Raw genomic sequence first — 26,868 nt, 5'->3', positions numbered from 1 at the left:
GTATGCGCCGACACTGTCGATGATCGCGTTGACAACGAGAGGGGTGAGCTGATGGAGCCATGCGTGATCGACGCCGAACGGCTGTCGGCCGCCCTCACGGAGCTCGAGGACCGGTACCTCTGGGACGCCGGCGCCTCCCTCGAGCTCTCGATCGCGTACGAGGAGCGGGCTCACGAGCTCGGCGACGAGCGGCTCGTGGCCCGGGCCCGGCTCTGCCAGGCGAACATGCTCAACCGCAAGGGCGAGGTCGCCGCCGCGGCCCGGCAGATCTGGATGATCCACAAGTGGGCCGTCGAGCACGACGACAACGTCATGCAGGCGCGTACCCACCTGGTCTGGGCCAACATCCACCGGCACCTCGGCGACGCCGCCCAGTCGCTGGAGCACTCCGTGCTCGCCGTCGAGCTGCTCGACGAGACCGCGACCCCGCACATGCAGGTGTGGCACCGCGCCAAGCTGGCCGACGCCCTCGGCCGCTCCGGCTCGATGGACGCGGCCCGCATGCGCTACGCCCAGGTCGAGGAGCTCACGATCGAGCTCGACCTGCCCAACCTGCTCATGGGCATGCTCAACAACTGGGCATACACCGAGCACGCGGCCGGCGAGAAGACCCGGGCCCAGGCGATCACGCGACGCCTGCAGGAGGTCGCCGACAGCCACGGCTTCGAGCTCGATCCCGCGGCGCTGGACACCATCGGCGTCATCGAGATCGAGAACGGCGACTACGTGGCGGCCGAGCAGACCCTGCGCGACGCAGTCCGGCGCCACCACCAGGGCGGCTACGAGGACGCGGACGCGCTGGCGGAGTACATGCTCACGCTGGCCCGGGCGCAGCGCTTCCTGCGGGCGACCGAACGCGCCCAGGTCAGCCTGGACGCCTCGCGCGCCCTCTGCGTCGAGCGCGGCCTCGGCGACGTGCTCGTACGGGTGCATCAGGAGCAGTCCGAGCTGCACGCCGCCCGCGGCGAGTACGCGGAGGCCTTCGCCGTACACAAGATCTTCTTTGCCGCCCACAACGCGCTGCACTCGTCGCAGCGGGAGGCACAGGCCCGCACCCGGCAGGCGATGTTCGAGACGGCCGAGGCCCGGCAGGAGGCCGCCCGGTTCCGCGAGCAGGCCCGCCGCGACCCGCTGACCGGCCTGCGCAACCGGCGCTACCTCGACGAGCAGCTACCGGACCTGATCGGGACCGGCGCGCCGCTGACCGTGGCGATCATCGACCTGGACCACTTCAAGCGGGTCAACGACCAGCTGTCGCACGACGTCGGCGACCAGGTTCTGGTGCTGGTGGCGAAGCTGCTGGAGACCGAGCTTGCGGCGGTGTCCACGGACGGCTTCGTGGCCCGGATGGGCGGCGAGGAGTTCCTGGCGGTGCTGCCCGGCATCGACGTGCCGGAGGCGACCGGGCAGCTCGACGGCATCCGCCGGGCGATCTCCGGGTACGACTGGGCAGAGTTGACCCAGGGCCTGCCCGTCACTGTGAGCATCGGAGTGGCCGGTCTCGGCGACGCGGTCGCGCCGACTCAGGCCAACCTGCTGTCCTCAGCGGACAGGAATCTCTACGTGGCCAAGCACGCCGGACGCGACCGGGTCATTTCGGACCCGCCGCGCGACGCCTGCGATCGGTCCTATAGCGACAGTGCGTCCGCGGCCTGACACCGACTGCGCACAGTGATTTCGATCGAGCTACGGGATCGAAATTGATCATCTTCTGCCGTTAGGCTTGCCCTCCAGACTCTTCGCGGCCAGGGGTGGCCTAGATCAGGAGGCGGTCGTGACGCAGGGCAGCGAGGCCAATCCACCGGCAGAGGTGGCACCTCCCGGTGTCAACATCAACCTGCCGCACTCGGCGCGGATGTACGACTACTGGCTGGGCGGCAAGGACAACTTCGCGGTCGACCGGGCGGTCGCCGAGGCGATCGTGCAGGCCATCCCGGGCATGCGTTACATGGCCGGCGAGAACCGCAAGTTCGTGCACCGCGCGGCCCGCGACCTGGTCGCCAAGGAAGGCATCCGCCAGTTCCTGGACATCGGCACCGGCATCCCGACCCGGCCGAACCTGCACGAGATCGCCCAGCAGGTCGCCCCCGAGACCCGGGTCGTCTACGTCGACAACGACCCGATCGTCCTGGTGCACGCCCGGGCCCTGATGATCAGCACCGAAGAGGGCCGCAGCGAGTACATCTCGGCGGACATGCGTCACGCCCGGTCGATCCTGACGGACCAGGTGCTGACGGAGACACTGGACCTGACCCGGCCGGTGGGCCTGACCATGATCGCGATCCTGATGCTGCTGTCGGACGCGGACGAACCGTGGTCGCTGGTGGCGCAGCTTCGCGACGCGATGCCCTCGGGCAGCCTGCTGGCGATCACCCACCCGACGGGCGACTTCAACCCGGAGGAGATGGGCCAGGCCGTGGCGGCGGCGACCGGCGCGGGCATGACCCTGGTGGCCCGCACCCGCGACGAGGTCCAGCGCTTCTTCGGCGACTGGGAGATGCTCGACCCGGGCCTGGTCCCGGTGTCGAGCTGGCGCCCGGACGAGCCGGTCGAGGACCCGAAGGCGGCCTACTACTGGGCCGGAGTGGCCCGCAAGCCCTGACCTACGGCGACGCCGCCTCACCCGATCGGGTTGGGGCGGCGTCTCCGTTTTCCCCGCCAATCGCGGGAACGGACGCCGGCCGGCCGCATCTCCGCGATCCGTCCGGGCGCTCCGGGGGCCGGGGGCGGGCACTTCGCGGGCCGGGGCGGGCACTTCGCGGGCCGGGGCGGGCACTTCGCGGGTCGGGGCCGGGCACCCTAACCGGCCGAGCGATCCGGCACGGGGGAACCGGACCGCCCGGCCGGAGTCGGGTGGCGCGCAGTGATGCGCGCTCGGGAGCGACGCCCCTTGACCGGCGTCGCTCCTGGGTTTTCGATCAGGGCCGCAGGCGCGGCCGTTTTCGTGACGGGGGATGCGGCAGCCGTCCGGCCCGGACCAGCACCTGCCGGCGCGCGCGCTCCCGCCCCGCGTGGTCGATCACCGTGCCCTCGACCTCGAGCCAGGTGTCGCCCTCATAGGGGATCGGCCTGGCCCACTCGACGCGGTCGACCCGCAGCGTCAGCGGCCCGATCCCGTAGCAGTAGTCCGCCTCGGCGAAGACGTGCACCGGCCAGCGCGGAACCGCCAGCTGGAGGCGCCCCCTGCGGATGATCGGGGCGGCCAGCGACCAGGCCCGGCGGCCCGGCGCCGCTGCGGCGCGCCGCCTGCGGGCGCAGTGAACGTGCTCAGTGACGCGCGTCGGAATCACCGCCATCGTTTGGATCCTGCTCGGCCGGGAAAGCATCTTCGGAACGGGTCAGTGCATAACGGACCCCGCCGAAACGCTGGGACACCGTGGTGGCCCGCGTGGAGGCGGCCTCCATGCCGGACGTCAGGAACTCGTCCCGGTAGGTGGGGTTCCCGCGCTCGGTCGGGTCCGGATGGTGCGAGCCGGCGTTCGGGACAGTCATGCTTCTTCCTCCCGCTCGGGCGCCCCCGCCAGGGAGCTTTGCGTCGAAGGTCGTTGAGGCCTTTTCCGCCACCGACCCGTCACTCAAAGATGTCACCCTCCGTGACCCGCTTTCGGTGGGGCTCGTGCGTTATCATGCTCACAATCATGTGAGAACGCAAGGCCGAATGCACGTGCATTTGCACAGCAGGTAGCTGGCGCGACACACATCGCCGGTTTCGCGACCGGTCAAACCGTTAGGGAGCCAAGTAATGACGCGCATTGTTAATGGCATACCCGCCGGGCAGCTGGCAGGCGTGACTTGGCAGAAGAGTGGCCGGAGCAACCCGAGCGGCAACTGCGTCGAATGCGCCGCCCTCCCGGACGGCAGCATCGCCATGCGGAACTCGCGCGACCCGGAGGGAGCCGCGCTCATCTATACGCGAGCGGAGATCGAGGCCTTCCTCGGCGGCGTCCGCGACGGCGACTTCGACAACCTGCTCAACTGAGTCACCCGCCCGGGTGACTCACTCAAGGTGAGCGGGCTGCCACCGGACGGTCAGGCGAGCCTGCCGACCTCGTGCAGCAGCTTGCCCAGGATCTCCTGGGTGTGGTTCGGCGGCTCGGCATCGATACAGACGCGTTCCATGGCGATCGCGTAGTGGTCGACGTCGTCGCGCTTGTCCAGATAGATGGCGCTCGTGAGCTGCTCGACGTAGACCACGTCGGGCAGCTCCGGCTCCGGGAAGCGCAGGATCGCGAACGGGCCGCCGGCGGCGGCGTGGCCACCCACGTTGAACGGGATGATCTGCAGCCGCACGTTCGGCTTCTTCGCCGCCTCGATGAGCGCCTCGATCTGGGCGCGCATGACGTCCGGGCCGCCGATGGGCCGGCGCAGCACCGCCTCGTCGATGACCGCCCACAGCTGCGGCGGCTCGAGGCGGGCCAGGACCTGCTGGCGCTGACGGCGCAGCTCGACCCGGCGATCGATCTCGTCGGCGTTCGCGCCGGCGTGACCGAGCAGGATGACGGCCCGGGCATACTCCGGCGTCTGCAGCAGTCCGGGTACGAACTGGATCTCGTACGTCCGGATCAGTGTCGCGGCGGCCTCGAGGCCGAGATAGGACTGGAACCACGGCGGCAGGATGTCGCCGTAGTGGTGCCACCAGCCGGGGTTGTTGGCCTGGCGGGCCAGGGCGAGCAGCGCCTCGCGCTCCGCGATCTCCCTGACGCCGTACATGCTCAGCAGGTCGGCGACGTCACGCTCCTTGAAGCTGACGCGGCCGAGTTCCATCCGGCTGATCTTCGAACCCGAAGCGCGGATCTCGTAGCCCGCGTCCTCCCGGCTGATGCCCTTGCCCTCGCGCAGCCGCCTCAGCTGGGCACCGAGCAGGATGCGCAGCACGGTGGGGCCGCTGTTCGGCGACTCCTCCTGCGTACCGGCGCTCACCTTGCTCCTATCGGTTGGCCTCTGGGCTGCAAGTTGCAGCCCCTTCGCCCCAGAGCATCCTAAGGGGAGATCGTTCGGCGGGAAACCGATCGATCGGACACCCTCAACCCGCGCACATGGCAGATGCACGTGCAGACGGCCTTGCGGACGCACTGGATCCCGAGCATGATATCTGACAGGCGGTTGTCTGGCTGCTGACGGAGCGTGCTGAAAGTTTGAACCTTTTGGCGAGCACGCCGGATGCGCATGCCGGGCGGACGCCACGGCCCGTCCGACGACCGAGTCCCGAGAACCCAGGAGGCTCTCGATGTCGACCCCATCCATTGCCCCGCCGCAACGTGATCCGGCCGACGTAGCACCGGCCGACAGCTACCGGAAGGCGGACCCCGTCTGGGTCTACCGCGACGGGTGGCGTGCCGGCGTGATCGAGGCGGCCTCGCCGCGTGCCGTCACGGTCACCTACCGGCCCGGCGCCCACCGCGGCACCGGGGTCGACACGTTCACCGCCTCCCACGTGACGTCCCGAGCCGACGAGGACCCCACCCTCGACCGCGGCGACGCCGCGCCGCTCGCGGTGCGCCGGCCGCGGATCGGCCACGACGGCGCGTTCGCCATGGGCGGTCCGGCCTCGTGACCGGAGCCGTGACGCTCGCGGCCCTGATCGGCCTCGCCAGCCTGCTCGCCGGCGTGGCCCTGGGCTGGTATCTCCGCCGCACCAACGACTGGTGCGCGCACTGCGGCGACCAGTTGAGCTGCGAGAGCTGCGGCAGCAAGGCGGCCTGGCCCCGGCCGAGCGAGAGCGAAACGCTGGTGCGCTAGACCGGCCGGGCGGGCCCCGCCGGGGCCGTCACACCCGAGGGCGCGGCCACGCCGCCGGAGCAGGCCACGCTGGGCGCGGTCACGCCGCGCTGGGCGGGCCGGGCGCCGCGGCTCAGGCCCTGCGGCGGGATCGGACGGATTCCGACGCTGGGGCCGCGTTTGCCGCAAGTGCGCGATCTGCAAGGACAGACAGGGCCGTCGGGATGTCCACATTGGCTACCCACGCGACGGCGAGGGCGGTCGGCGGGCCGCCGCGCGGCAGCCCGCCGTTCGCTAGCGCCAGCGATCCCCGGTGAGCCGCTCGTAGACCTCGACATACCGGCTGCGGGTCGCCTCGACGACCTCGTCCGGAATCTCCGGCCCCGGCGCGGTGCGATCCCACTGGGTCAACGACGACGACCAGTCCCGCAGGAACTGCTTGTCGAGATACCGCTGGGTGCCGCCGGGCCGCCACTCGTCGGCCGCCCAGAACCGCGACGAGTCCGGGGTGAGCAGCTCGTCGCCGAGCTTCAGTGCCCCGCCGGAGAACCCGAGCTCGATCTTCGTGTCGGCGATGATGATCCCCTTGGCGGCGGCGACCTCGGACGCCCGCCGGTACACCTCGAGGGTGATCCGCCGCAGCTCGGCCGCCACGTCGGACCCGACCGAGGCCTCGACGTCGCCGTAGGTCATGAACTCGTCATGGCCCTCGCCCGGTGCGACCTTCGTGGTGGGGGTGAAGACCGGCTCGGAGAGCCGGGACCCCTCGATCAGCCCGGGTTCGAGCACCACACCGGAGACGGCGCCGTCCTTCTCGTACTCCTTGAGGCCGGAGCCGGCCAGGTAGCCGCGCGCGATGCACTCGACCATGACCATCTCGAGGCGCTCGCAACGGACGGCGCGACCGGCCCACTCGGCCGGGACCTCGGTGGCGGAGATGATGTGGTTGGGCACGACGTCGGAAAGCTGGTCGAACCACCACAGCGAGAGCTGGGTGAGAATCTTCCCCTTGTCGGGGATGGCGGTGGGCAGGACCACGTCGTAGATCGAGACCCGATCAGAAGCGACAAGCAGGATGTCATCGCCGTCGGCGTAAACATCCCGAATCTTCCCCGAGTGCAACAGCTCCACGAGTTCCCCTTTGCCGCGTATGACTCCAACGCCGGTCACGCTATCGGACGGCCACGCGCCTGCTCGGACGAGTGCTGCCCGAGCCTCAGAGCGCGTACCCGAGGAGGGTGTCTCCCCTGGTCAGATAGACCCATCCGGCCGCAACGACGACGTTGCCGCCGTCCAGGCCGCCGAACTGCCGGCCCGGCGTCGCGACCTTTCCGGTCGCCGCGTTCACGATCCCCAGCGGCTCGCCCGCGTCCACGGCCGTGTACAGCAGGCCGCCGGCCCGGACCGGCTGGCCGGTGTCGCCCTCGAAGCGTGCCGTCCATGCGTGCCGGCCCGTCTGGGCGTTCAATGCCTCGATCCCGTTGGTGACCACCAGGTAGATCCGCGTGCCGTCCGCCGCGACCAGGCTGTTCGCCTTCCCCGCCGCCGTCCACAGCACCGCGCCGTCCGCCGAGTTGACGCAGATCATCGCGCCCCCGGCGCCGGAGACGTAGAAGCGGTCCCCGGCCGGCGTCGCCGCCTCCGCGTTCCAGGCAACCCTCTTGCTCCACAGTGTCGCGCCCGTCGTTGCCGACACCGCCCGGGTCTCCACGCCCGAGGTGCTGCCGACCAGCACCCGTCCGCCCGCCGAGACCCCCGGCGACCGGTAGTCCTCCAGGCTCCAGCGCTGCTTGCCGTCGCTCACCCGGATGCCGATCACCTGCTGGGCGTCGGACGGCGAAACGCCGGACACCATCGCCATCCCCTTGTCGACGACCAGCGACTCCAGCGGAGTATCCGTACTCGTGCGCCACGCCTGCCTGCCGGACACCACGTCGAGCGCCATGATCGCGCCGTCCGGGTCGCTCTGGGACTGGCAGCCGTAGTTGGCCGCGAGCAGCCGACCGCCGGCCACGGCCAGCAGCGGGGTGCTCTCGTCCTCCGGGTGCTCCCAGGTGTGCCGCCAGACCAACCTGCCCGTCCTGGCCTGATACGCGGCAATGCCCGCGACGTCCGTCACGAAGACCCGCCCGCCGTAGACCAGCGGTTCGGACGGTCCCGAGCACGACGACATGTCCCAAGACGGGTCCGGAGCCGCCAACGTCGCCGTCCAACGGCGTTTGACCCGGTTGATGCTGCCGACGTTGATCACCGACTCGCCCGGGTTGTAGTAGGTGTTCCCGGCGCCGTAGCCGGGCTGCGCCCACTCCGGGCCGGGGGCAGCGGCGGCAGCGGCCGGGGCGGAGAGCATCCCGGCGGCCAGCAGTGCGGCAGCACAGAGTCGGGCGAGCATGGGTCCTCCACGGGTCTTTTGCGGCTTTTGTAGATGTAAAGTAAGCCGCCGTCGCCTACTGCCGGGCGGCAACCGCAAAAGGAGATGACGAAGGCGACCCGCGCCTCAGCGGGCCCCTCCCGCCCGTCGGGCGAGGACGCGCGTCGCCCGGCCGAGCGCGCGGTCGACGTCTGAGTCGTCCAACTGGCCGAAGTCGGCGTACCACTGCCCCACGGCGGAGAACCGCTCGGGTGCGTGCAGGCAGACCACCGCGTCGGCGTCGCCGGCGAGCAGAGCGACGGCCTCCCGGGAGCTGACCGGCACGGCGAGAATCAGCCGGTGCGGGCGCCGCCCGCGCAGCCAGCGCAGGGCGGCACGCGCGGTGACGCCGGTGGCCAGGCCGTCGTCGACCACCACGACGCAGCGACCCGTCACGGCCGGAGCCGCCCGGGCCGCCCGGTATCGGTCCATGCGCCGGGCCAACTCGGCGCGCTCGGCGGCGACGGTGTCGGCCAGGTCGTCCTCGACCAGGCCGAGGTAGCGCAGGGCGCCGTCATCAAAGATCGGCGGGCCGTCCTCGGCGATCGCGCCCACCCCGTACTCCGGCCGGCCGGGAGCGCCGATCTTGCGAACGATCACGATGTCGAGTTCGGCGCCGAGCCGCTCGGCGACCGGGACGGCGACCGGCACACCGCCCCGCGGCAGCGCCAGCACCAGTGCCGGTCCGGCGGCGTCAGCCGGGATCTGCCGCGCGACCTGCTCGGCGAGCGCCCTGCCAGCCGCGTCGCGATTCGCGAAGATCATCGCCGGGCTCCCGTCGCCGGCGCCCGGCGGGCGGGGAGCAGGTGGTCGCCGAACCACCGGCCCGCCTGCTCGGCGACCTGCTCCAGCGTGCCCGGCTCCTCGAACAGGTGCGTGGCGGCCGGGATGATCCGGAGTTCGGTCGGTGCCCGCAGGGCGCCGCATGCCTGCTCGTTGAGCTCGCGGACCTCCGTGTCACGCTCCCCGACGATGAGCAGCGTCGGCGCGACGACCTGGGCCGCGGCCGGGCCGGCCAGGTCGGGACGGCCGCCGCGGGACACCACCGCCCGGACCGCGCCGGGTCGCGCGGCGGCGGCGACCAGCGCCGCGGCCGCACCCGTGCTCGCACCGAACAGACCGATCGGCAGGGCCGCGGTCGCGGGCCGCCAACGCAGCCAGTCGATGATCCCGATCAGGCGGTCGGCGAGCAGCCCGATGTCGAACCGCAGCCGCCGGTCACCCGCGTCGGCCTGATCTTCGGGCCCGGTGAGCAGGTCGACCAGCAGCGTCGCCAGCCCCTGCCGGTTCAGCGCCTCTGCGACGGCACGGTTGCGGGGGCTTCGCCGCGAACTGCCGCTGCCGTGCGCGAACAGCACCAGCCCGCCGGCGTTGTCGGGCAGGCTCAGATCCCCGTCGAGTTCCACACCCGCCGCCGCGATCCGGCCGGTCGTCGTCCACGTGGTCATCCGCCTCTCCCTCGTCTCGGCGTTCGCTCAGAATCCGCCTGGCACGCGAGTGCCGGCGCCCGTTTGCCTAGGGGTGATGTGCCCGCTTGGTCCCGATTTGAAACCGTGCCGGGGCGCGCAGCACCGCCACCTCACGGCGTGCCGGAAGGACCTAGCCGACCTTGCGTCCCAGGCAGGCCGCCAGGCGGTCCAGGACGGGCGCGTCGTCGTCGATCGGCTGCGGCGGCGCGAACGGGCTGCGGTCCGACCGCACCGCCGGCAGCGCGGCGAGGCTGAACGCCAGGGACTGCTCCACCACCTGATCGGGGAAGTCGGCGTGCTGGCCGGTGGCGCGGGCGATGTCCCAGCCGTGCACCATCACGTCGGTGATCCGCAGGTGCAGCGCAACCGTGCCGGGCACCCGGCCGAACGGCACCTCGACGATCCGGTCGAGCACGCCCGGCGCGCGGAACGCGGCGAGCACCCGCTCGACGCTGTCCGCGTAGCCGTCCGGCTTCCCGGCCCGGCCGGACAGGGACGCCGCGAACAGCGCGTTGCCGCCGACCACGTGGTCGACCAGGGCACGAACGTCCCATTCCGCGCAGGGCGTCGGGTCGCCCCACTGTTCCGGGGCAATGCCGGAGATCAGGCGACCGGTCCGCTCAGCGACATCGGCAAGCTGGTCGACGGTGGGCTCGCTCATAGCCTCGCCTCCCTTATAGACGTATTCGGAGCATAGAACCGTCGTACCCCGCCGATACGGTCGGCGGGCCCGGCCACGCAAGGAGGACACCGGTGAAAGTCGCCAGCCCGGCACTGACAGACGCGCTGCGGGCCACCGTCGGCGCGATCGTGCCGTTCGATGCCGCCGAGGCGGACGCCCAGCGGTCGGTCCTGCGCTGGATCGACTCCGGCGAGGCCGTCTACCGCGACAGCGGATCGGCACCGGCTCGCCACCTCGCCGTCTACCTGACGCTGCTCGACCCCGCCGACGACGCGGTGCTGCAGATCCACCACGTGAAGGCCGGCGCCTGGATCTTCCCCGGCGGCCACGTCGACACCGAGGCGCCCTGCGACGCCGTCGTCCGCGAGGCACACGAGGAGCTCGGCATCGCCGCCACGTTCCACCCCACGACCGGTCGCCGGCCGCTGCTGCTCACCGAAAGCCAGACCAACGGCCTGACGGATTCACACACCGACATAACCCTCTGGTACGTCCTGACGGGCGATCGCGCCGTGACGCTGACCCCTGATCCGGCCGAGATCCACGCCGTGCGCTGGGTCCGCCTCGACGAGGCCGCCACCTGGGCGCCGCAGAGCCCCACCCCGCACCAGGCCTATCGGTTCGCCGCCAAGCTCACCGCCGCACTACGCGTCCCTCACGGCCGGGAGTCCTCGTGACCGACCGGCACCGCAGCATCGTCGACCTGCACCTCGTCATCCGGCGCGGCGATCCGGGCCGGATTCTGCTCCTGCGGCGGGCCAACACCGGTTACGGCGACGGCCTGCTCCACCTGCCGTCCGGCCACCTCGAGCCGGGCGAATCAATCACCGACGGGGTGATCCGGGAGGCCCGCGAGGAGACCGGCATCGACGTCGCCGCCGGCGACCTGCGGTTCCTGCACGTGATGCACCGCGCGAGCGAGGACGGCGGCGACCGGATCGGATTCTTCTTCGCGGCGACCTCCTGGACCGGCGAGCCCTTCAACGCCGAACCCGGCAAGTGCTCGGAGCTCGTCTGGGCCGACCCTCACGACCTACCGGCCGACACGATCCCCTATCCCGCCGCCGGGATCCGCCGAGGCGATCGCGGAATCGCCTGCTCGACGTTCGGATTCAGCCCGGACCTCGAGGTGCCGTCGTGACCGCCGCTCGCCCTTCGGCGACATGCTGGTGGATGGCCTGCACCGGCGGATCTTCCTCAGCGACCCGCGGGCCGGCAAGGTCGTGGCGGTGGGTACTTCCCGCTCAGCTCCGCGGGCAGGTCGGCGATCACCCTCACCGGCGCACACGAGGTGAATAATGATCGAATTGTTCGCAAGGCCTCCCGCGGCCGCGCGCCTGCGGCTGGCCGGGGAGCCGGTCCTGGAGAGCTGGAACGCCGCGGGCCACCCCGACCAGCTACGGCTGCGCACGTACGTCGACACCGTCGCCGAACAGGTACGCGTGAACGACTGGCCGCCGCAGGGGCAGTACAGCGTCGAACTCGTCGTCGGCCTCGCCGACCCGGTGCCGCTGCACCACGGCGGACGCGACCTCGACAACTACCTGTACCCGCTCGCGCGCCGGCTCGGTCCACACCGGATCGCGGCGGCCTTCGGGCGCAAGGTCCGTCAGGCCGGCTCGACCATCGCCGTCGGCACCGCGCTGCCGGCCGGCGAGCCGGGAACGCCTCAATTGCTGGTACGCACCTCCGTCTCCTCGGCGTCGTCCGCCTGGAAACGGGCCATTCACGACGGGTGCCTCGCCGCTGCCGCCCGGCCGCTGCCGCCCGGACCCGTCGCGCTGCGCATCCACTTCAGCGTTTCGAGACTCCGCAACTGGTCGGCGCTGTGGAAGCCCGCGATCGATGCGCTCGGCCCCATGCTGGGGATTCCCGATCCCGCGCGGCCGTTCCGACCCGACGACGACAGAATCGTGGACCTGGAGCTGCACCGGCTGATCGACGACGGCCTCGGCCATGACGTGGTGATCAGGGCATGGTGGCACTCCGCCGCCGACCAGCCGGCCTGATCCGGGCCCACCCGCGGCGCGGGGTGCCCCGCGCCGCGGGTGGTCAGCCGGATCAGGCGCCGGCGAGGGTCCAGACGGCGTTGGCGACCGCGTTCGAGGCCAGCACCATGCTGTCCTGGGAGACGTCGGTCATGTTGTCGCACGCCCGGTGGTAGCAGGCGCCCAGCTCGTTGAGGCTGCGCACCGAGCTGATGCCGGTGACCTTGATGCCGACGTTCTTGAACGCGGCGTGGTCCGAGCGGTCGTCGGTGTCCAGTGCGGCGTTGACGGTGATGCCCTTCGCGGCGAAGTACGCCTTGAACGGCGCGTTCAGCCCGTTCGACTGCCCCTCGACGTACAGGCTCCAGCCGACCGGCTTGCCGTTCTCGATCTTGTTGCCGACCATGTCGAAGTTGAGGTACGCGTCGATCTTCGCCCGGTCGGTGCTCGCCAGGTGCGACACGTAGTAGCCGGAGCCGATGTCGCCCTGCTCCTCCGCGCCCCAGAAGCCGAAGCGGATCCGCTTCTGCGGCACCAGCTTCGCCCGCGAGATCGCGGCGGCGTTGGCCAGCAGGGCCGCCACGCCGGAACCGTCGTCGTTGATGCCCGGGCCGGCCTTGACCGAGTCCGAGTGCGCACCCGCCATGATCACGTGGGAGGCGTCGCCGTACGGCCACTCGGCGACGACGTTGGCCGCGGCCTTGCCACCGGTGGTGAAGTTCTGCACGGTGGTCACCCAGCCGAGCGCGTTGAGCTGCGTCCTGATGTACGACACCGTCGACGTGAAGCCGGCGCTCCCGATGACCCGGGTGTTGTTGCTGGCCGTGGCGAAGTCCATCAGCTTCTGCAGGTGCGCCATCGGGGCGGCGGCGGTGATCACCGGCGGGGCGACGGCGACCGGGGCGACCGGGGCCGGGGATGCGTACGCCGCGCCGGTGACCGCGAGGGCGGCGGTCAGGGCGGCGGCAGCGCCGGCAAAGGCAAGCTTACGAACCCGCATCGTTCCTCCAGGGGGTGGGAGTCAAGACCCGGGGCTGTGGCAAGTGCGCTGGTCACGACCGACGTCTAGGGTGGACGACGGCGCCGCCAGGGGCCCCGGAGCCGAACCTTACGCATCCGCCGGCAACATTTGGACATATCAATATGCCCCTCACGTCCCGCCCGGCTGACAGGAATTGGCCCGTTGAGTATCGAGTTCAGGGCGGCGCGGATCGAACTGGCACGCCACGACTGGGGGTCGTTTCGCGCCCCGTCGCACGGCGGGCCGCCCGTACCCGAAATCCTCGGTCGCATGCTGGACGGGGGGAACGCGCTCGAGTCCGTCGGCTACAGCCTCCGGGGGAGGCTGGAGAGCCAGTCGATGGTTTATGAGATCGCGCTTCCGGCTACCGGCGTCATCCTGGCGGCCTTCGCGGGCGGGCGGCCGGCCCAGTGGGTCGAGGACGAGTTCGTCACCGCCCTGCACAACATCCTGTACGGCGAGCCGCACCGTAGCGAACTGGACCTGGGAAACGACGACCTGGTCGATCGCTGCGTGGAGCGGGCCCGCGACGGGATCTGGGGCCTGTACGCGTCACTCCGCAGATCGAACGCGCTGTGGATGATCGACATGCTCCGGCTGGTCGACCACGACCAGGACCGGGTCACCGCCTTCGAGGCGGCCTACGACAAGACCCGACGTTCCCCCAGTGCCGACACCTGAGGTCATTTGCGTTTTGGCGTTTACGCAGCGCCTCAAGCGCTGGATCGGCATGTACACGTCAACGGGGTGACGGACATGGAGACGTCGCCCCCGAAACCGGGCGGCGTGTTGTCGATCTTGTGTATTACGCTCCCCGGCGGTTGGGAGTGGCCGCGAAGCGTCGCTCCCGGAAATGGGGGAACCGTGTCGTTCCTGCGCCCCTTCGTACTGCCTACCGCTCTCGTCGCCGGCCTCTCCGGCGCGTTCGTGGCCACCGGTCCCGCATCGGCCGCCGCGGACACCGCGAACCTGGTTGTCGAAGTCTCCGCAGCCCGCAACATCCTTTCCACCTCCGGCTGGTCCGGCCTGGCGGTCCAGGTCCGCAACACCGGCACCGCGCCGGCCGAGTCGGTGACGCTGACCTTCGCCCAGCCGGCCGGACTGCGCACGGTCATCTACGAAAGCACCAGCAACTGGACCTGTGACACCGGCGCGCTCACGACCTGCACCCACATCGGTCCGTTCGCGCCCGGGGCATCCGACCGGGCCATCTACAACACCGTCGAGGTCGACGGCGCCCCGGAGGGTTCCACCCTCGAGGTCAGCGCGTCCGCCACGACGACCACGCCGGAAGGCTCGACCGCCGACAACGCGTCGAGCAAGCTCATCAAGATCGTGCCGACCGGCCTGGTCGCCGGCCACCTGTGGAACGACCTCAACGCCGACGGCATCCGGCAGGCCAACGAGCCGGCGCCCCGCATCGGCGTCTCGATCGACTCCCAGGACGACGAGGACAACTACGGGTTCGCCAACAGCTTCGACGTCGGCTACCGCGAGACGGTCGTCAGCAAGCGCTACAAGATCACCTCGACGCTGAGCCGCTACGACTGGCGGTTCACCACGCCGAACGTCGGCAGCGACGACACCGACTCCGACCTGGTGCCGGTCTCCACGAGTACCTACACCCAGACCGGCGCGAGCCCGGTGTTCAAGGTGACGCCGAGCACGCCGGGCGCGGTCGACGTCGGCGTGATCGCCTCGTTCCGCCCGGCGGCGATCACCCCGGCGTCCGTGCCGCAGGGCGCGGCGTCGGTCACGGTGAAGCTCAGCGGCGGCCGGTTCGCCTCGGACCTGGACGTCAAGCTCACCCGGGCCGGCTTCGACGCGATCCCCGGCGTGCTCTCGAACCTGGCCGCCGACAACACGTCGATGGACGTCACGTTCCCACTGGCGCAGGCCACCGCCGGGGCGTGGACACTCAATCTGGACCGGCTCTACGGCCCGCACGCCGAGGTGCCGTTCACGGTGGCGGCGCCTGGGCTGAAGCTCAGCAAGGCGCCGTCGATCTCCGGAACCGTCGCGGTCGGCTCCACCGTCAAGGCGGTGCCGGGCACCTGGACCCCCACGGCCACCTCCTACCGCTACGTCTGGGCCGCGAACGGCACGAGCATCCGCGGCGCGACCGGCGCCACCCTGACCGTTCCGGCCGGCGCGCTCGGCAAGCGGCTCACCGTACGGGTGACCGCCGCGCGCTCCGGATACACCTCGGCGTCCGCGACCTCGGCGAAGTCCGCGGTTGTCGCCAAGGGCAAGGCGCCGAGGGCGACGAAGCGGCCGGCGATCACCGGGACGGTCAAGGTCGGCCGGACGGTGCGGGCTGCGGCCGGCACGTGGTCACCGAAGGCGAACTCCTACCGCTACGAGTGGCGGCTCAACGGCAAGGTGATCCGCGGCGCGACCGGCGCGAGCCTGAAGCTGACCTCGAGCATGCGCAACAAGAAGCTCACCGTCACGGTGATCGCGCGCAGGACCGGCTACGTGGACGGCAAGGCCGCGAGCAAGACCGTCAAGGTGCACTGACCTACCCGTACGACGAGAAGGCCTTCTTCGTTGCGGGGTGGCCGAGGGCACCGGCGGGCAACACGACGGGACGGTTTCGTTCTATGATCTCGATCGGAGTCGATGCTGAGCGCCTGGAGAGCACGTTGATCAGTCCGATGTGGTTGTGCCGAGCGGGCGTGGCCGTCCTGACCGCCGCCTCGGTGGGCGTGCTGTCGACACCCGTCCAGGCCGCGGAAACGGGTGTCGCCACCGCCGGCACCGTCAAGGTCTACGCCCGCGCCGCCGCGCACTGGGTCCGCGGCGTCACGCCGGTGACCTTCGAGACCGCGCCGGGCGCGGACCTGTCCGCCGTCACCAGCCTGACGGTTTACGCCAACGGCCAGGAGATCGGCACCGACACCGCCGCGCCGTGGGGCATCGACTGGGACACCACCGGCTTCGACGGCCTGGTGCTCCTGAGCACCCGGGCCACCACGGCCGGCGGCTCACTGAAGACGGACGGCTTCCAGCACGTGGTCGACAACAAGGCACCGACCGGCCTGATCGTCCGCTTCCCAAGGCGGAAGGGTTACATCGGCCAGGGCGGCGAACTCGCCGTGCAAGCGGACGACAACGTCTTCGTCATCGGATCCGAGCTGACCGTCGGCGATGAGGTGGTCTCGTCGAACCTCACCGGCGGCAACCTCGACCTGCCTTGGAGCGTGAAGGTCCCCAACGGCACGACCACCATGACCGTCCGCGTATGGGACCAGGCGGGCAACGTGACCTCGCAGACCAGGACGGTCACCGTCGACAACGACCGGCCGGTGATCACCGGCAGCACCACCGCGGGTAACCCGGTTCGGGGAGACTTCACGATCTCCCTCGGCAGCTACCGGGACGCCAGCCCGTTCGTCGTGTTCGAGGCCTCGTTGGACACCGCGACGCACCTGCGCACCTACGGCCAGGACAACTCCCGCACGGTCACCATCAACGGCCGGGAGGTGCCGGACGGGAAGTACACGCTCGGCTGGCACGCCTTCGACTCGGCCGGCAACGAGGCGATCCTGAAGCGGTCCCTCATCGTCGACAACAAGCCCCCCGCAGTGTCGATCACCAAGGCGCCGGCGAACGAGGCGAGGGTCAGGAAGTCGTTCACGGTCACCGCCACGGCAAGCGACGCGTACGGGGTCGCCAAGGTGCAACTGCTGGTCAACGGCAAGGTCGTGAAGACGGACGCCACGGCCGGCTACTCGTTCACGGTGAACCCGGCGAAGTACGGCAAGACGTTCACCGTGCGGGTCCGGGCGTACGACAGGGCCGGCAACACCAGGTACAGCAGCACCACCCGAACCTACAAGCGCTAGCCCTGCCTCTGCGAACGGCGGGGATCCGGCCGATATCGTTCGGCCGTGACGGTCATCGAGCTCACCACCGCGCTGGCAACCACCCCTGAGCGGGCTTTCGACCTCAGCATCGACGTGGACGCCCACACCGCGTCGATGACCGGTTCCGGCGAGCGCATCGCCGGCGGCGTCCGCTCCGGCCGCCTCACCCTGGGCGACACCGTGACCTTCGCCGCTCGCCACTTCGGCCTGCCGTGGCGGATGACATCGCGGATCACCGCGTACGACCGCCCCCGCCGCTTCGTCGATGAGCAGGTTCGTGGACCGTTCCGCGCTTGGCGGCACGAGCACACGTTCGCCTGGGATGACGCGCTGGGCGTCACGATCGCCCGAGACGTGGTCCATTTCACCGCACCACTGGGATTTCTCGGGTGGATGGTCGAGAAGGTTGTGCTGGAACGCTATATGCGCCGGATCCTTACCGTGCGCAACGCATACCTGGCACGCACGCTCAAGAACGCACCAGATAGACCGGAATAGGGCCAAGCGGCACTGGTCCGCAGCTAGCAGGAGCGGCTCATGGCCGGGTCCACTTCGGATTGTTGCAACGATCGCGCATCACCGCCAAAAACATCCAGAAATCGTCATACCGCTATGGCATGCTTTCGCTATTCGGGCCCGAATGAGGCCCATCGATCTGCACGGGGGAAACGCATGCAAAGGCGTGTGTATTCACTCATAGTCGCTTCTACATTCGGATTCGGGGCGATGGGACTCGGCGCAGTGCCGGCCTTCGCCGCCGACGGCGGCCCGACCGGCCTCACCACCGCCGACCTGGCCTGCGCCACCGCGTCGCCTGGGCCCTATCTGAGCCCCACGCGTCTCAACGCCGCCCACGCGGTCGTGCTGCAGGGCACCTACGACACCTCGGCCTGGGGCTCGGCCCCGACCGCCGAATTCCAGGTCTGGGACACCGCCCACCCCGACCAGCCGCAGGACTGGAACGACCGGTCCGGGGCGTCGGACGGCGAGGTCCTCGTCCAGCTCGAAGACCCGGACCGGCAGGTGGACGGGGTCACGTACGCCTGGAAGGTCCGGGTGGCCAACGGTTCCGGCGCCTCACCGTGGAGCGATACCTGCTACTACACGGTCGACCGCAGCGGCGGCTCGGCACCGTCCGTCTCCTCGGACGACTACCCCTCCGGCGACAACCCCACCGGGGAGATCGGCACCGCCGGCTCGTTCACCTTCACCCCGGCCGCCGACGACACGGTCACCTACAAATACTCGTTCTGGGACAGCGTCGACTCCGGGTCCAGCACCGGCGAGCAGACCGTCCCGGCCTCCGCGCTCGGCGGCCCGGCCACGATCAGCTGGAAGCCCCGGACCTCGGGCTCCACCTCGCTGTCGGTGCGCGCGATCGACCGGGCCGGAAACTACTCGGAGCAGCAGGACTACACCTTCACCGTGAGCGAGACGCGGCCCAGTGTCTTCTCCGCGGCCTACCAGGACAACGCGGGCTACGGCGACCTGAAATACAACGTCGGCGTCCCGGGCCAGTTCGACTTCTCATCGAACGTCGCGGACACGTCGTCGTTCACCTGGCACATCGACCAGGACGGCCCCTCCGGCACCGCCGAAGCCGACGGCGACGGCAAGGCCAACGTGATGATCGCGCCGACCAGGGCCGGCCACCAGACCCTCTACGTACGCGCCGTCACCCGCGACGGGGCGCAACACCCGGAGCGGGCATACCCTTTCTACGTCGACAACGCGCCCCGGGCCACCGGAGACGTGAACAGGGGTGTGATCAGGGGGTCGTCGCTCCACTTCCACCTCGCACCGCGAACCGGCGACGTGACGGCGTATGTCCATTGGAACGTCACCGGTGACTCGTCCGAGTCCGCCAGGACCACCATTCCGGCCGGCACCGACGGGGCGGCCGACCTGACCTGGACAGCCGACAACACCAACGAGCGCACGATCGGCATTCGAGTGCAGGCGCGCAGCGCCGACGGCACGCTGTCCGAGCCTCGCTGGCTGCCGATCAGTTCCTGGGGCGCCTCTCCCGCACTCACCCGCACCGGGGGTGACGTGGTCGGCACGACCGCCACGATCAAGGCGAGCACCGAGATGGCGAACCCCACGGAATACGAAGCGGTCCTGAACAACGACGCCAAGACCAAGCAGGTCGTCCCCGCGGCCGCGGACGGCACCGCGACATTCCAGATCCCGGTGACCAAGGCGGAGTACACCTGGGTCACCGTGATCGCTCGCAACGCCGCCGGCGTACACACCGATCAGGGCAGCACCTCCTGGTCGGTGACCAACGGGCCGGCGATCACGTCGACCGACTTCCCGGCGCGCGGCTCCGGCCACATCAAAACCGGCACCTTCACCCTCAAGGCTCAGCAGGCCGGGGCGACCAAGTTCGTCTACTCGATCGACGGCACCGATGTCTACAACGCCGAGGTCCCGGTCAATTCCGACGGTACGGCCACCGTCGCATGGACGCCGACGACCTCGGGCTACTTCGACCTGCACGCGACAAGCAGGACCGCGGACGGCGCCCACTCGACCGAGACGTATTACTACTTCTTCATCGAGGCCGATCCCGTGACCGTCACCTCGGTGTCGCCCAGCACGGTGCAGACCGGCGGCGTCCGCACGATCACCATCACCGGCTCAGGCTTCAACACCGGCAACTACGTCAACGTGTACCCGTCCGGCGGCGGCTACGCGAGCGGCACGATCACCGGCGTGTCCGCCGACCGCCTGACCCTCACGGCCACGGTCGACCTGACCGAGGCCCCGACCGGTCCGGCCTCGGTGAGCGTCCAACCGGACGGCTACAACTCCCCGGTCAGGCTCAACAACGCCTTCACGGTCGTCGCCCAGCCGGCGCTCAAGGTGGTCACCAAGCCCGCCATCACCGGTGTGGCGGCGGTCGGCTCCCAACTGAAGGCGTCCACCGGCACCTGGAACCCGAAGGCGTCCACCTTCACGTACCAGTGGGCGGCGGGTAACACGCCGATCAGCGACGCGACCGGCGCGACCTACCGGGTCCGGGCCGCCGATCTCGGCAAGAAGCTGTCGGTTTCGGTGACCGCGACCAAGCCCGGCTACACCGCGGCGACCGCCAAGTCGGCAGCAACGGCCTCCGTCGCCAAGGGCCCCGCCCCGACAGCGACCGCACTGCCGAAAATCACCGGCAAGCCCACGGCGGGCAAAACGGTCCAGGCCACCACGGGTACGTGGCAGCCGGGCGCCGACTCATACCGCTACGAGTGGCGGGCGAACGGCAGGCTCCTGAGCACCACGTCGGCGTCCCTCGACCTGACCGCCGCGATGGCCGGGCAACAGATCACCGTCACGGTGATCGCGGTCCGGCCGGGCTACACCGACGGCCGGGCAACGAGCAAGCCGATCACCGTCCAGAAGTAGACGCACGCCAACAAGTTAAGGCCGTGACCTCGGATAGCCGAGGTCACGGCCTTTCGCTTCCCACCCTCACGTCCAGTCACCCACGCCAAGGGACACGAGAACTCTGGGACTGGTCAGGCAAGACCCCCTGGCCGACCACCGGCGCCAACCGCCGTCCCGAAGCCGCCCAGCCGTCCGCAGGCGGCTGTCGACTACAACCAGCCCTGACGAACCGCCTCGGCGCCTGCCTGGAAGCGGCTCGACACGCCGAGCCGGTCGGTCAGCTCCGCCGTAATGCGGCGTACGGAACGCGCGGAAAGGTCGAGTTTGCGGCCGGCGGCCTCGTCGGTGTATCCAGCCTCGAAGAGGCGCAGCAGGGCACGTTCCTGCGGAGTGAGGCCGCCGTCTCCGGTCTCCTGGCGCTGGCCGAACTGTGTACCGCTCCTCCAGACCTGCTCGAAAAGCAGGCGCAGGGCAGCCACCGCACCGGGGCTGCGGATCTCTATTGCGCCGCGGTCGGGGTCGTCGGGGTCAGCGGGGACCAGTGCGACCGAACCGTCCGCGATGAGCAGGCTGACTGGCACGTCGGGCACCGTGCGGCCGGGCACGCCGTTCGCCGCCAGCCATTTCGTGTGGGCCGCCATGGCCGGGCGGTGCCGGGCACTGTCCGGGAACACCTCACGCAGTACAACTCCGCGGGCGACGGCCTGCTCCTTCAGCTCCTGCTCGACCGCCAACGCCTCATGGCTCAGGTCGGCGCCGTTGGTGATGAGGCAGAGGCGCTCGCTCACCATGCTCATCGACAGCTCGAACCGTCTTTCTCTGGCGGCCTTTGGACCGTCAAGCCGGATGATCTCGTCACGCTGTCGAGTGGCGTCGTGGATCGCGGTGAGCGAGGCGATCGCGGCCCGGGCCGCGTCCAGCTGCCCCTGCCGGCTGATCAGGTCCGCCTCGGCCTTGGCCATCAGGGTGATCAGGGCGGCGTGTGGACTGACCGCAGCGAGTTCGAGTGAGGCCATTTCGCGGGGCTGGACCAGCGCCTGGTCGGCCATGGCATTGAGCGCATCGCGGACCGACTCCTCGCTGATCCGCAGCGCGGCCGCCAGATCCTCGACCCCCCACATAGGATTCTGCAGCATGGCCACATATACGGCCTCGACTTCGGTCGTCAGGCCTACCGACTCCAGCAAATGGTCCTCCCCCGGTCACTGAACCAAGATCATTCTCCACCAGGGCTGTTTCGTGGGCTACGAGAGGTATTCGTCTGTCCGCAACCGGCCACGCCAAATGAGGACAGCCGCTCTTCGATGACCAGGATGCGCCTCGCCGTCACAATTTCTGAAGGCATCGATGGCAGATAGGGATGTCCTGGAGTGAGAAGGCGCTTTCGTACTCCACCGTTCTACGGCCCGTTCGCACCGCTGATCAGATGGAGGCGACCGTGCTGATGTCCACCCTGAGCCTGATCCCGCCGTGGGTCGACCAACCGATGGTCGCCGCCACCGCGGTGACCGATCTGCTCTGGCCGCATACAACTCCCGCCGACGGCGTGCAGCACATGTATGCCCGTCCGGGCGCCGGCGGCATCGACGTCGCCATTTTCACCCTCGCCGTCGACCAGTCCGTCGCCGACATCACGGCGTACGTGGTCTGCCTGCGCGCCCTGGACCGGATTCCAGCGCTCCGGAGCTGGCAGGTCTTACGGCGGAGCCGGTGACCGGGTGGCTGCTTGGATCGCACGGCCTTTGACCAGGCCGAAGACCGAATCGCTCTGCTTGCGAATTGCGGTTCCGAGACGCGGTGAGGCCGGAACCTGGCTGAAGGCTCTATCGCTTGACCGGGGTGTTGTGCCAGGAGGAGCGCGACCTATGCTCCACCGGGCGAAGATCAAACAGACTTGGGGTGTGCGCGGTGGGTCGGGTCGGCATTGTCAGCTACGCAGCTGTGGTGGGGACGTTGGGGTTCTGCCTCGGCGGTTGTGGCGTGTTGGGTGACGCAGCATCGGGGGACGTCACCGACCGCGACTGCCATCCGGACCCGAAGTCGGTAGCCGCGCTGAGCGACGAGCCGGTGTTGACCCAGGCTCCGCCTGGCGCCACTGCCGCGGCGCCGACCGAGACCGTCAGCTGCGGTTGGGCGGGTTCCGGATCCCCGAGCCTCGGAATGCTCGATCGCGAAATCACCCGGGCCGGTGCTACCGACGACGTGTCGCGCTTCTATGCGGACCTCGCGGGCTCCAGCGGCTGGAAGACATTCGGTCAGGGCACCAATGTCTACGACGCCTCGAAGCCGGACGGGACCCACTGCACGTGGAGTCTTCACGTAGTCAGCGGCGCCGAGGGTACCTACCACGTGCAGATCGAATACACGCCTCGGGACCTGCGGCCGACCTGCCTCTGACCAGCGAACACTGCCTGGTGACGCCAGTGTCGACGGCCGCGTTCCACAGGCCGCCGACACCGCGGCCTGACCGGCTGGCTCCAACCTCGCCTGCGAGGTTTCGGCCGAGGACCTGAGCTTGTCGAAGCCGGCGACGACACATCGGGAAGCTCCGCTTCTTCCATGCGCCGCGCCGGGGTGTGGGGGTAGGCATCAGCCGCGCACCGAGGTGGCCGGTTCGGGCTTGTCCGCTTCCGGCAACGGCGGGAGCGGTGCTTTCGGGCCGGCCGGCCGGAATGCTCGCGGGTGATCCACTCGACTCGCGACTGCCGGAGGCACTGTTGAGAACGCTGAGGCGGGATGGCGTATCGCATGGGCGTGGCGGGATTACCCGCACGCTCTTGCTGACCATGGGCGCCACCCTTTCCGTCATTCCGATCGGCACGGCGGTGCAGCTGGCCGCACCGATTGGCGCCGCCGCCGCGGCGTGCCCCGCCACATCTCCCGCCGAGGCGGAGGCGCAGCGGGCGGCCGCGGCCTGCGATGGGCGCGTGGAGATCCTGTCGGCACGCAGCGAGTACGGATCGTCGTACGCCAACGCCGACGGCACCACCACGATGGAGACGTCGATGTCGCCCGTTTGGGTACGCCGTTCCGGCAACAAATGGGCGAAAGTCGACATCACGTTGCGAAAGGCGGCCGACGGCTCGATCGAACCGGTGGCAAGCCCGTCGCCGGTGCGGTTCTCGGCCGGCGGCACCGGACCAGCGGTGTCCTTCCAGGCCGGTGGCGCCGAGATGACCCTCGGCTGGAAGGGCAAGCTGCCTTCACCGACGGTGAATGGCGCGACCGCCGTCTACGCGGATGTTCTGCCGGACGTCGACCTGGCGCTGACCGCGACGGTCGGTGGCTTCAAACACGTCCTGGTGGTGAAGAACGCGACCGCGGCCAAGAACCCGGCGCTGCGCGAGATCCGGTTCAAGGTGGGCGGCGACGTCACCCCGGCTCCGACCCGCGACGGGCACGTCCGGTTCGCCACCAGTAAGAACCGTACGGTTGCCGTGACCTCGACCGCGTCGGCGTGGGACTCGTCAGTGCTGGCCGGCGTGGCTGGACCGGTCGTTCCGGCGCAGGCCCGGTCGCTCGCCGCCACCGAGCCCGACCCGGAGCTGGTCAGCTCGGCGGCCCGTCCGGGCGCGGCTGCGGTGTCGCGGCCGTTGGAGGTGACAGCTGGCCAGGGCGACCTGGTGGTGACTGCGACCGGTGGGCTGCTGGACGACCCGGCGACTGTCTACCCCGTCTATATCGACCCGCAGATCGGTCCGGCCAGCTCGAAGTGGGCCTACGCCAACTCGGCGAACAAGGACTGGGACGTCGACGGCATGGGCTGGGTGGGCATCAACCCGTATGACGGCGTCAGATATCGCTCATTCTTCGACTTTCCATCCACGTCCGGGTCGTTGACCTGGAAGGGCAAGTCCATCCTCGGCGCATCGATGAACATCTGGGTGGACCACACCTGGTCGTGCGACGACACCTGGACGCACATGTACCGCCCGAGCGGTGCGATCACCGCGGGCAACGGTGCCCGGATGTCCTGGTCGACGCGCCCACTCGGCTCCAGCGCGACCTGGCTGGCGTCGGCAGCCTCGCATGCGAACGAGGCAGGCGGGTGCGGCGGCTCGACCGCTCAGCCGGACCAGTTGGTCAGCTTCACCGGCACAACCCTGATCAATGACATCGCGACGGCCGCGAAGGGTGGCTGGAACACCTACGCCGTCGGCCTGTGCGCCTGCAACACCTCGAACGAGTACGAGTCCTCCCAGGATCGGTGGAAGAAGTTCTTCACCACCACGACCACCGGCGGCCACGGCGCTCCGGCGCTGAGCGTCACCTTCAACAGCAAGCCGGGCGTGCCGGCGAACCTCCACCCGTATAGCGGGGTGGCGTGCGGCGGAGCAATCGGCACCACCTCGCCGGTGCTGCAGGCGCAGTACGTCGACGCGGACACCGCCGACACACTGACCTCGACCTTCGAATGGAAGGTCTTGGGCGCGACCACCGCCACCGCGGTCGCTGGGCCGAGCAAGCCGGCGAACAACACCGGATCGATCACTCTCAACCTCGGCGTCACGGCCGAGGGCAAGACCTACACGTTCCGGGTGATGACCAACGACAAACACGCCAACTCCGACTGGTCGGGGTGGTGCAACTTCACGGTGAACGCCTCCGCGCCGCTGCCACCGGACGTGACGTCGACGATCTACTCGCCATGTGAACCGTCGGCGCTCGAATCCTGTACGGCGGCAGGCGGGCCAGGCGTCTCCGGGCCGTTCAAGATCGCGCAGCCGGCGAGCGACCCGAAGAAGGTCAACGTGGTCAGTTACACGTACGGCTGGATCTCGCCCCCCACCAACACGGTGCCGGTTACCGGCGGCGCGCTGTTCGGGCCGACGGACCTCACACCGCCCCGGTACGGCCTGAACACGCTCTACGCATTCAGCAAGAACCAGGCCGGGATCGCAAGCCCGATCAGGACCTACACCTTCCTGGTAGACAGCCCGTCGGCGGCGGTGGCCAGCTATCCGCTCGACGACCTGCGCCAGCACGGGTTGACCGACCAGGTCAGCGGCACCGCCCTGACCGGTACGAATGTGAACTGGACGCAGGATGCCCGTTACCTCGGCGCGAGTGCCGCGACGTTCGGTCTCGGTGCCGACGCCTCGACCGCTGGGCCGGTGGTGGATACCTCGAAGTCGTTCAGCGTCTCGGCCTGGGTGCGGTTGACCGACACGTCCAACGCCTACCGCGTGGTGGCCGCTCAGGATGGCGCGGCGGGCTCCGGCTTCATCATCTACAACACGAAGGACGCCAAGAGCTGGGGTTTCGTGGTCTACGACGCGGACTCGGCGACCTCGTCGGCCGGAACGTTCGTTTACGCGCCAGCCACGTTCGGGGTGTGGACCCACCTGACCGCCGTCTACGACGCCAAGGAGAAGCGGGTCAGCATCTACAGCAACGGCGCGCTGTCGGGGAGTGCGACGCGCGCTGTCGCCCCCTGGGCGGCCGGAGGCAAGACCCACATCGGCTCCGCCCGCGGGATGATCCAGGGGCCGGGCCAGATCGCCGACGTGCGCTTCTACAACCGGGTGCTGACCACCGATGACCTTTGGGGCACCACGGCCGACCCGGGCGCGGGTGTGCAGAGCACGACCGGCATCCTGGCACCGATGCAGGTCGGCTCGTGGGACTTCAGCGGTGGCATGGACTGCTACTGCGACAGCGTGCTGGACGGCGCCTACTTCGGGCGGTCGATGACGCTGGACGCCGGGTGGGTGAACGCACCCCCATCGGCGCAGTTCGTTCTCGGCGGCCACGACTACAACGACGCGCTGCAGACCGATGGTCTCGATGGCTACGCTGATACTGGGACCGGCGTGCTGCGTACTGACCAGTCATTCACCGTCTCCGCCTGGGTCAACATGACTCAGCCGGGCGCCCAGAAACGTGTCGTTATGTCGCAGGGCGGCTCATTCTCCCTATACTGGGACCAGGTCTCGCAAAAGTGGGCGTTCGGCGTTGCGAACCCGGACGGATCGGTAACCACCGCGTTGTCGGCCACCACGGCGAAGACCGACGACTGGGTCCACCTGGCTGGTGTCTTCGACGCTGGCAGCGGTGAGGTCGCGCTCTATGTCGACGGTGTGAAGCAGCCGGTCGCCACCGGCGGCAAGGGTTCCTTCGCAGCGGCCGGCCTGCGGCTCGGCGCTCTGCCGACCGGGTCGTTCTACGGCGGCCTGATCGACGAGGTGAAGGTCTACCAGGGCACGATGTCTGCCCGGGAGATTGCCGGACTGCACGAGGACTGATCGCCCGCCAGTTGGCAGAATCGGGCCGCGCCTCCTCACGGGCGCGGCCCGATTCGTTTGCGGTGAGCCGGTCGAGCGACTG

Annotated in this window: 26 protein-coding genes; 16 read left to right on the top strand and 10 right to left on the bottom strand. The window is 69.7% G+C overall.

Annotated features, from left to right (window positions below; genetic code table 11):
* Positions 1 to 63: 63 nt before the first annotated feature.
* Entirely contained in the window at positions 64 to 1,656 is a 1,593-nt protein-coding gene (locus tag AB0F10_RS01860) for a GGDEF domain-containing protein (protein ID WP_360619899.1), read from the top strand.
* A gap of 154 nt (positions 1,657 to 1,810) precedes the next feature.
* A complete protein-coding gene (locus AB0F10_RS01855) occupies positions 1,811 to 2,602 on the top strand; it encodes an SAM-dependent methyltransferase (RefSeq protein WP_360619918.1) in 792 nt (263 codons plus the stop codon).
* A gap of 316 nt (positions 2,603 to 2,918) precedes the next feature.
* Here AB0F10_RS01855 and AB0F10_RS01850 read toward each other — a convergent pair whose 3' ends face one another.
* On the bottom strand, positions 2,919 to 3,296 hold the full coding sequence (locus tag AB0F10_RS01850) for a hypothetical protein (RefSeq protein WP_360619897.1): 378 nt from the start codon (positions 3,294 to 3,296) through the stop codon (positions 2,919 to 2,921).
* Positions 3,268 to 3,492, bottom strand: coding sequence for a hypothetical protein (locus tag AB0F10_RS01845; RefSeq protein ID WP_360619895.1), 225 nt, complete (start codon positions 3,490 to 3,492; stop codon positions 3,268 to 3,270). Before AB0F10_RS01845 ends, AB0F10_RS01850 begins: the two co-directional genes overlap by 29 nt.
* Before the next feature lie 250 nt (positions 3,493 to 3,742).
* Here AB0F10_RS01845 and AB0F10_RS01840 point away from each other — a divergent pair, with 250 nt between their 5' ends.
* Positions 3,743 to 3,979 (top strand): DUF397 domain-containing protein, encoded by a 237-nt coding sequence (locus tag AB0F10_RS01840; RefSeq protein ID WP_360619893.1) that lies wholly within the window; start codon positions 3,743 to 3,745, stop codon positions 3,977 to 3,979.
* 50 nt (positions 3,980 to 4,029) lie between these two features.
* On the opposite strand, the gene AB0F10_RS01835 is transcribed toward AB0F10_RS01840, so the two are convergent.
* Entirely contained in the window at positions 4,030 to 4,920 is an 891-nt protein-coding gene (locus AB0F10_RS01835) for a helix-turn-helix transcriptional regulator (protein ID WP_360619892.1), read from the bottom strand.
* Positions 4,921 to 5,227: 307 nt separating this feature from the next.
* Between AB0F10_RS01835 and AB0F10_RS01830 the strand changes: the two genes are divergently transcribed.
* Together AB0F10_RS01830 and AB0F10_RS01825 are read left to right on the top strand one after the other, a co-directional pair.
* Positions 5,228 to 5,554, top strand: coding sequence for a hypothetical protein (locus AB0F10_RS01830; protein ID WP_360619890.1), 327 nt, complete (start codon positions 5,228 to 5,230; stop codon positions 5,552 to 5,554).
* Positions 5,551 to 5,739, top strand: a complete 189-nt coding sequence (locus tag AB0F10_RS01825) for a hypothetical protein (protein ID WP_360619888.1) — start codon at positions 5,551 to 5,553, stop codon at positions 5,737 to 5,739. Before AB0F10_RS01830 ends, AB0F10_RS01825 begins: the two co-directional genes overlap by 4 nt.
* A gap of 273 nt (positions 5,740 to 6,012) precedes the next feature.
* Here AB0F10_RS01825 and AB0F10_RS01820 read toward each other — a convergent pair whose 3' ends face one another.
* The 5 genes from AB0F10_RS01820 to AB0F10_RS01800 all read right to left on the bottom strand — a co-directional run bounded on the left by AB0F10_RS01820 (position 6,013) and on the right by AB0F10_RS01800 (position 10,258).
* Entirely contained in the window at positions 6,013 to 6,849 is an 837-nt protein-coding gene (locus AB0F10_RS01820) for a phosphoribosylaminoimidazolesuccinocarboxamide synthase (protein ID WP_360619886.1), read from the bottom strand.
* 85 nt (positions 6,850 to 6,934) lie between these two features.
* Complete coding sequence (locus AB0F10_RS01815; protein WP_360619884.1) at positions 6,935 to 8,110, bottom strand: PQQ-binding-like beta-propeller repeat protein; 1,176 nt, start codon at positions 8,108 to 8,110, stop codon at positions 6,935 to 6,937.
* A gap of 105 nt (positions 8,111 to 8,215) precedes the next feature.
* Positions 8,216 to 8,893 carry a phosphoribosyltransferase family protein gene (locus AB0F10_RS01810; protein WP_360619882.1) on the bottom strand — a complete coding sequence of 226 codons (678 nt, stop codon included), beginning with the start codon at positions 8,891 to 8,893 and terminating at the stop codon, positions 8,216 to 8,218.
* On the bottom strand, positions 8,890 to 9,576 hold the full coding sequence (locus tag AB0F10_RS01805) for an alpha/beta family hydrolase (protein ID WP_360619880.1): 687 nt from the start codon (positions 9,574 to 9,576) through the stop codon (positions 8,890 to 8,892). The genes AB0F10_RS01810 and AB0F10_RS01805 overlap by 4 nt, the downstream gene beginning before the upstream one ends.
* Positions 9,577 to 9,727: 151 nt before the next feature.
* Positions 9,728 to 10,258 (bottom strand): TIGR03086 family metal-binding protein, encoded by a 531-nt coding sequence (locus AB0F10_RS01800; protein WP_360619878.1) that lies wholly within the window; start codon positions 10,256 to 10,258, stop codon positions 9,728 to 9,730.
* 92 nt (positions 10,259 to 10,350) lie between these two features.
* Here AB0F10_RS01800 and AB0F10_RS01795 point away from each other — a divergent pair, with 92 nt between their 5' ends.
* The 3 genes from AB0F10_RS01795 (at position 10,351) to AB0F10_RS01785 (ending at position 12,288) form a co-directional block, all read left to right on the top strand.
* The gene (locus tag AB0F10_RS01795; RefSeq protein WP_360619876.1) at positions 10,351 to 10,956 is read left to right on the top strand and encodes an NUDIX domain-containing protein; all 606 of its coding nucleotides are present in this window, start codon (positions 10,351 to 10,353) and stop codon (positions 10,954 to 10,956) included.
* Positions 10,953 to 11,420: an NUDIX domain-containing protein gene (locus AB0F10_RS01790; protein WP_360619874.1), complete on the top strand. Its 468-nt coding sequence runs from the start codon at positions 10,953 to 10,955 to the stop codon at positions 11,418 to 11,420. The genes AB0F10_RS01795 and AB0F10_RS01790 overlap by 4 nt, the downstream gene beginning before the upstream one ends.
* Before the next feature lie 157 nt (positions 11,421 to 11,577).
* Positions 11,578 to 12,288 (top strand): hypothetical protein, encoded by a 711-nt coding sequence (locus AB0F10_RS01785; protein WP_360619872.1) that lies wholly within the window; start codon positions 11,578 to 11,580, stop codon positions 12,286 to 12,288.
* A 52-nt stretch (positions 12,289 to 12,340) separates the two neighbouring features.
* Here the strand turns inward: AB0F10_RS01785 and AB0F10_RS01780 are convergent, their stop codons facing one another.
* On the bottom strand, positions 12,341 to 13,267 hold the full coding sequence (locus AB0F10_RS01780) for a M20/M25/M40 family metallo-hydrolase (protein WP_360619870.1): 927 nt from the start codon (positions 13,265 to 13,267) through the stop codon (positions 12,341 to 12,343).
* A gap of 291 nt (positions 13,268 to 13,558) precedes the next feature.
* On the opposite strand from AB0F10_RS01780, the gene AB0F10_RS01775 reads away from it, so the two are divergent.
* From AB0F10_RS01775 to AB0F10_RS01755, 5 genes are all read left to right on the top strand, one after another.
* Positions 13,559 to 13,969: a hypothetical protein gene (locus AB0F10_RS01775; protein ID WP_360619869.1), complete on the top strand. Its 411-nt coding sequence runs from the start codon at positions 13,559 to 13,561 to the stop codon at positions 13,967 to 13,969.
* A 183-nt stretch (positions 13,970 to 14,152) separates the two neighbouring features.
* On the top strand, positions 14,153 to 15,808 hold the full coding sequence (locus AB0F10_RS01770; protein WP_360619867.1) for a hypothetical protein: 1,656 nt from the start codon (positions 14,153 to 14,155) through the stop codon (positions 15,806 to 15,808).
* A 158-nt stretch (positions 15,809 to 15,966) separates the two neighbouring features.
* On the top strand, positions 15,967 to 17,136 hold the full coding sequence (locus AB0F10_RS01765) for an Ig-like domain-containing protein (RefSeq protein ID WP_360619865.1): 1,170 nt from the start codon (positions 15,967 to 15,969) through the stop codon (positions 17,134 to 17,136).
* A gap of 45 nt (positions 17,137 to 17,181) precedes the next feature.
* Entirely contained in the window at positions 17,182 to 17,655 is a 474-nt protein-coding gene (locus AB0F10_RS01760) for an SRPBCC family protein (protein WP_360619864.1), read from the top strand.
* A gap of 228 nt (positions 17,656 to 17,883) precedes the next feature.
* Positions 17,884 to 20,559, top strand: a complete 2,676-nt coding sequence (locus AB0F10_RS01755; protein WP_360619862.1) for a hypothetical protein — start codon at positions 17,884 to 17,886, stop codon at positions 20,557 to 20,559.
* Positions 20,560 to 20,750: 191 nt separating this feature from the next.
* On the opposite strand, the gene AB0F10_RS01750 is transcribed toward AB0F10_RS01755, so the two are convergent.
* Positions 20,751 to 21,728: a helix-turn-helix transcriptional regulator gene (locus AB0F10_RS01750; protein WP_360619861.1), complete on the bottom strand. Its 978-nt coding sequence runs from the start codon at positions 21,726 to 21,728 to the stop codon at positions 20,751 to 20,753.
* 239 nt (positions 21,729 to 21,967) lie between these two features.
* Here AB0F10_RS01750 and AB0F10_RS01745 point away from each other — a divergent pair, with 239 nt between their 5' ends.
* The 3 genes from AB0F10_RS01745 (at position 21,968) to AB0F10_RS01735 (ending at position 26,786) form a co-directional block, all read left to right on the top strand.
* Positions 21,968 to 22,255: a hypothetical protein gene (locus tag AB0F10_RS01745; RefSeq protein WP_360619859.1), complete on the top strand. Its 288-nt coding sequence runs from the start codon at positions 21,968 to 21,970 to the stop codon at positions 22,253 to 22,255.
* A 194-nt stretch (positions 22,256 to 22,449) separates the two neighbouring features.
* Positions 22,450 to 22,938: a hypothetical protein gene (locus AB0F10_RS01740; RefSeq protein WP_360619857.1), complete on the top strand. Its 489-nt coding sequence runs from the start codon at positions 22,450 to 22,452 to the stop codon at positions 22,936 to 22,938.
* Positions 22,939 to 23,327: 389 nt separating this feature from the next.
* Positions 23,328 to 26,786, top strand: a complete 3,459-nt coding sequence (locus AB0F10_RS01735; protein ID WP_360619855.1) for a LamG domain-containing protein — start codon at positions 23,328 to 23,330, stop codon at positions 26,784 to 26,786.
* The last annotated feature ends 82 nt before the right edge of the window (positions 26,787 to 26,868 follow it).

Source organism: Actinoplanes sp. NPDC026623, from assembly GCF_040638275.1.
Classification (GTDB): domain Bacteria; phylum Actinomycetota; class Actinomycetes; order Mycobacteriales; family Micromonosporaceae; genus Actinoplanes.
The sequence above is the reverse complement of the archived record's forward strand: the minus strand, read 5'-3'. Positions and strand labels throughout refer to the sequence as shown.

Coding starts and splice junctions, on each gene's coding strand:
- AB0F10_RS01850 (WP_360619897.1), bottom strand. CDS start 3,296: ATGGCGGTGATTCCGACGCGCGTCACTGAGCACGTTCACTGCGCCCGC.
- AB0F10_RS01845 (WP_360619895.1), bottom strand. CDS start 3,492: ATGACTGTCCCGAACGCCGGCTCGCACCATCCGGACCCGACCGAGCGC.
- AB0F10_RS01840 (WP_360619893.1), top strand. CDS start 3,743: ATGACGCGCATTGTTAATGGCATACCCGCCGGGCAGCTGGCAGGCGTG.
- AB0F10_RS01830 (WP_360619890.1), top strand. CDS start 5,228: ATGTCGACCCCATCCATTGCCCCGCCGCAACGTGATCCGGCCGACGTA.
- AB0F10_RS01815 (WP_360619884.1), bottom strand. CDS start 8,110: ATGCTCGCCCGACTCTGTGCTGCCGCACTGCTGGCCGCCGGGATGCTC.
- AB0F10_RS01810 (WP_360619882.1), bottom strand. CDS start 8,893: ATGATCTTCGCGAATCGCGACGCGGCTGGCAGGGCGCTCGCCGAGCAG.
- AB0F10_RS01805 (WP_360619880.1), bottom strand. CDS start 9,576: ATGACCACGTGGACGACGACCGGCCGGATCGCGGCGGCGGGTGTGGAA.
- AB0F10_RS01800 (WP_360619878.1), bottom strand. CDS start 10,258: ATGAGCGAGCCCACCGTCGACCAGCTTGCCGATGTCGCTGAGCGGACC.
- AB0F10_RS01785 (WP_360619872.1), top strand. CDS start 11,578: ATGATCGAATTGTTCGCAAGGCCTCCCGCGGCCGCGCGCCTGCGGCTG.
- AB0F10_RS01780 (WP_360619870.1), bottom strand. CDS start 13,267: ATGCGGGTTCGTAAGCTTGCCTTTGCCGGCGCTGCCGCCGCCCTGACC.
- AB0F10_RS01775 (WP_360619869.1), top strand. CDS start 13,559: ATGCTGGACGGGGGGAACGCGCTCGAGTCCGTCGGCTACAGCCTCCGG.
- AB0F10_RS01755 (WP_360619862.1), top strand. CDS start 17,884: ATGGGACTCGGCGCAGTGCCGGCCTTCGCCGCCGACGGCGGCCCGACC.
- AB0F10_RS01745 (WP_360619859.1), top strand. CDS start 21,968: ATGGAGGCGACCGTGCTGATGTCCACCCTGAGCCTGATCCCGCCGTGG.
- AB0F10_RS01735 (WP_360619855.1), top strand. CDS start 23,328: ATGGGCGCCACCCTTTCCGTCATTCCGATCGGCACGGCGGTGCAGCTG.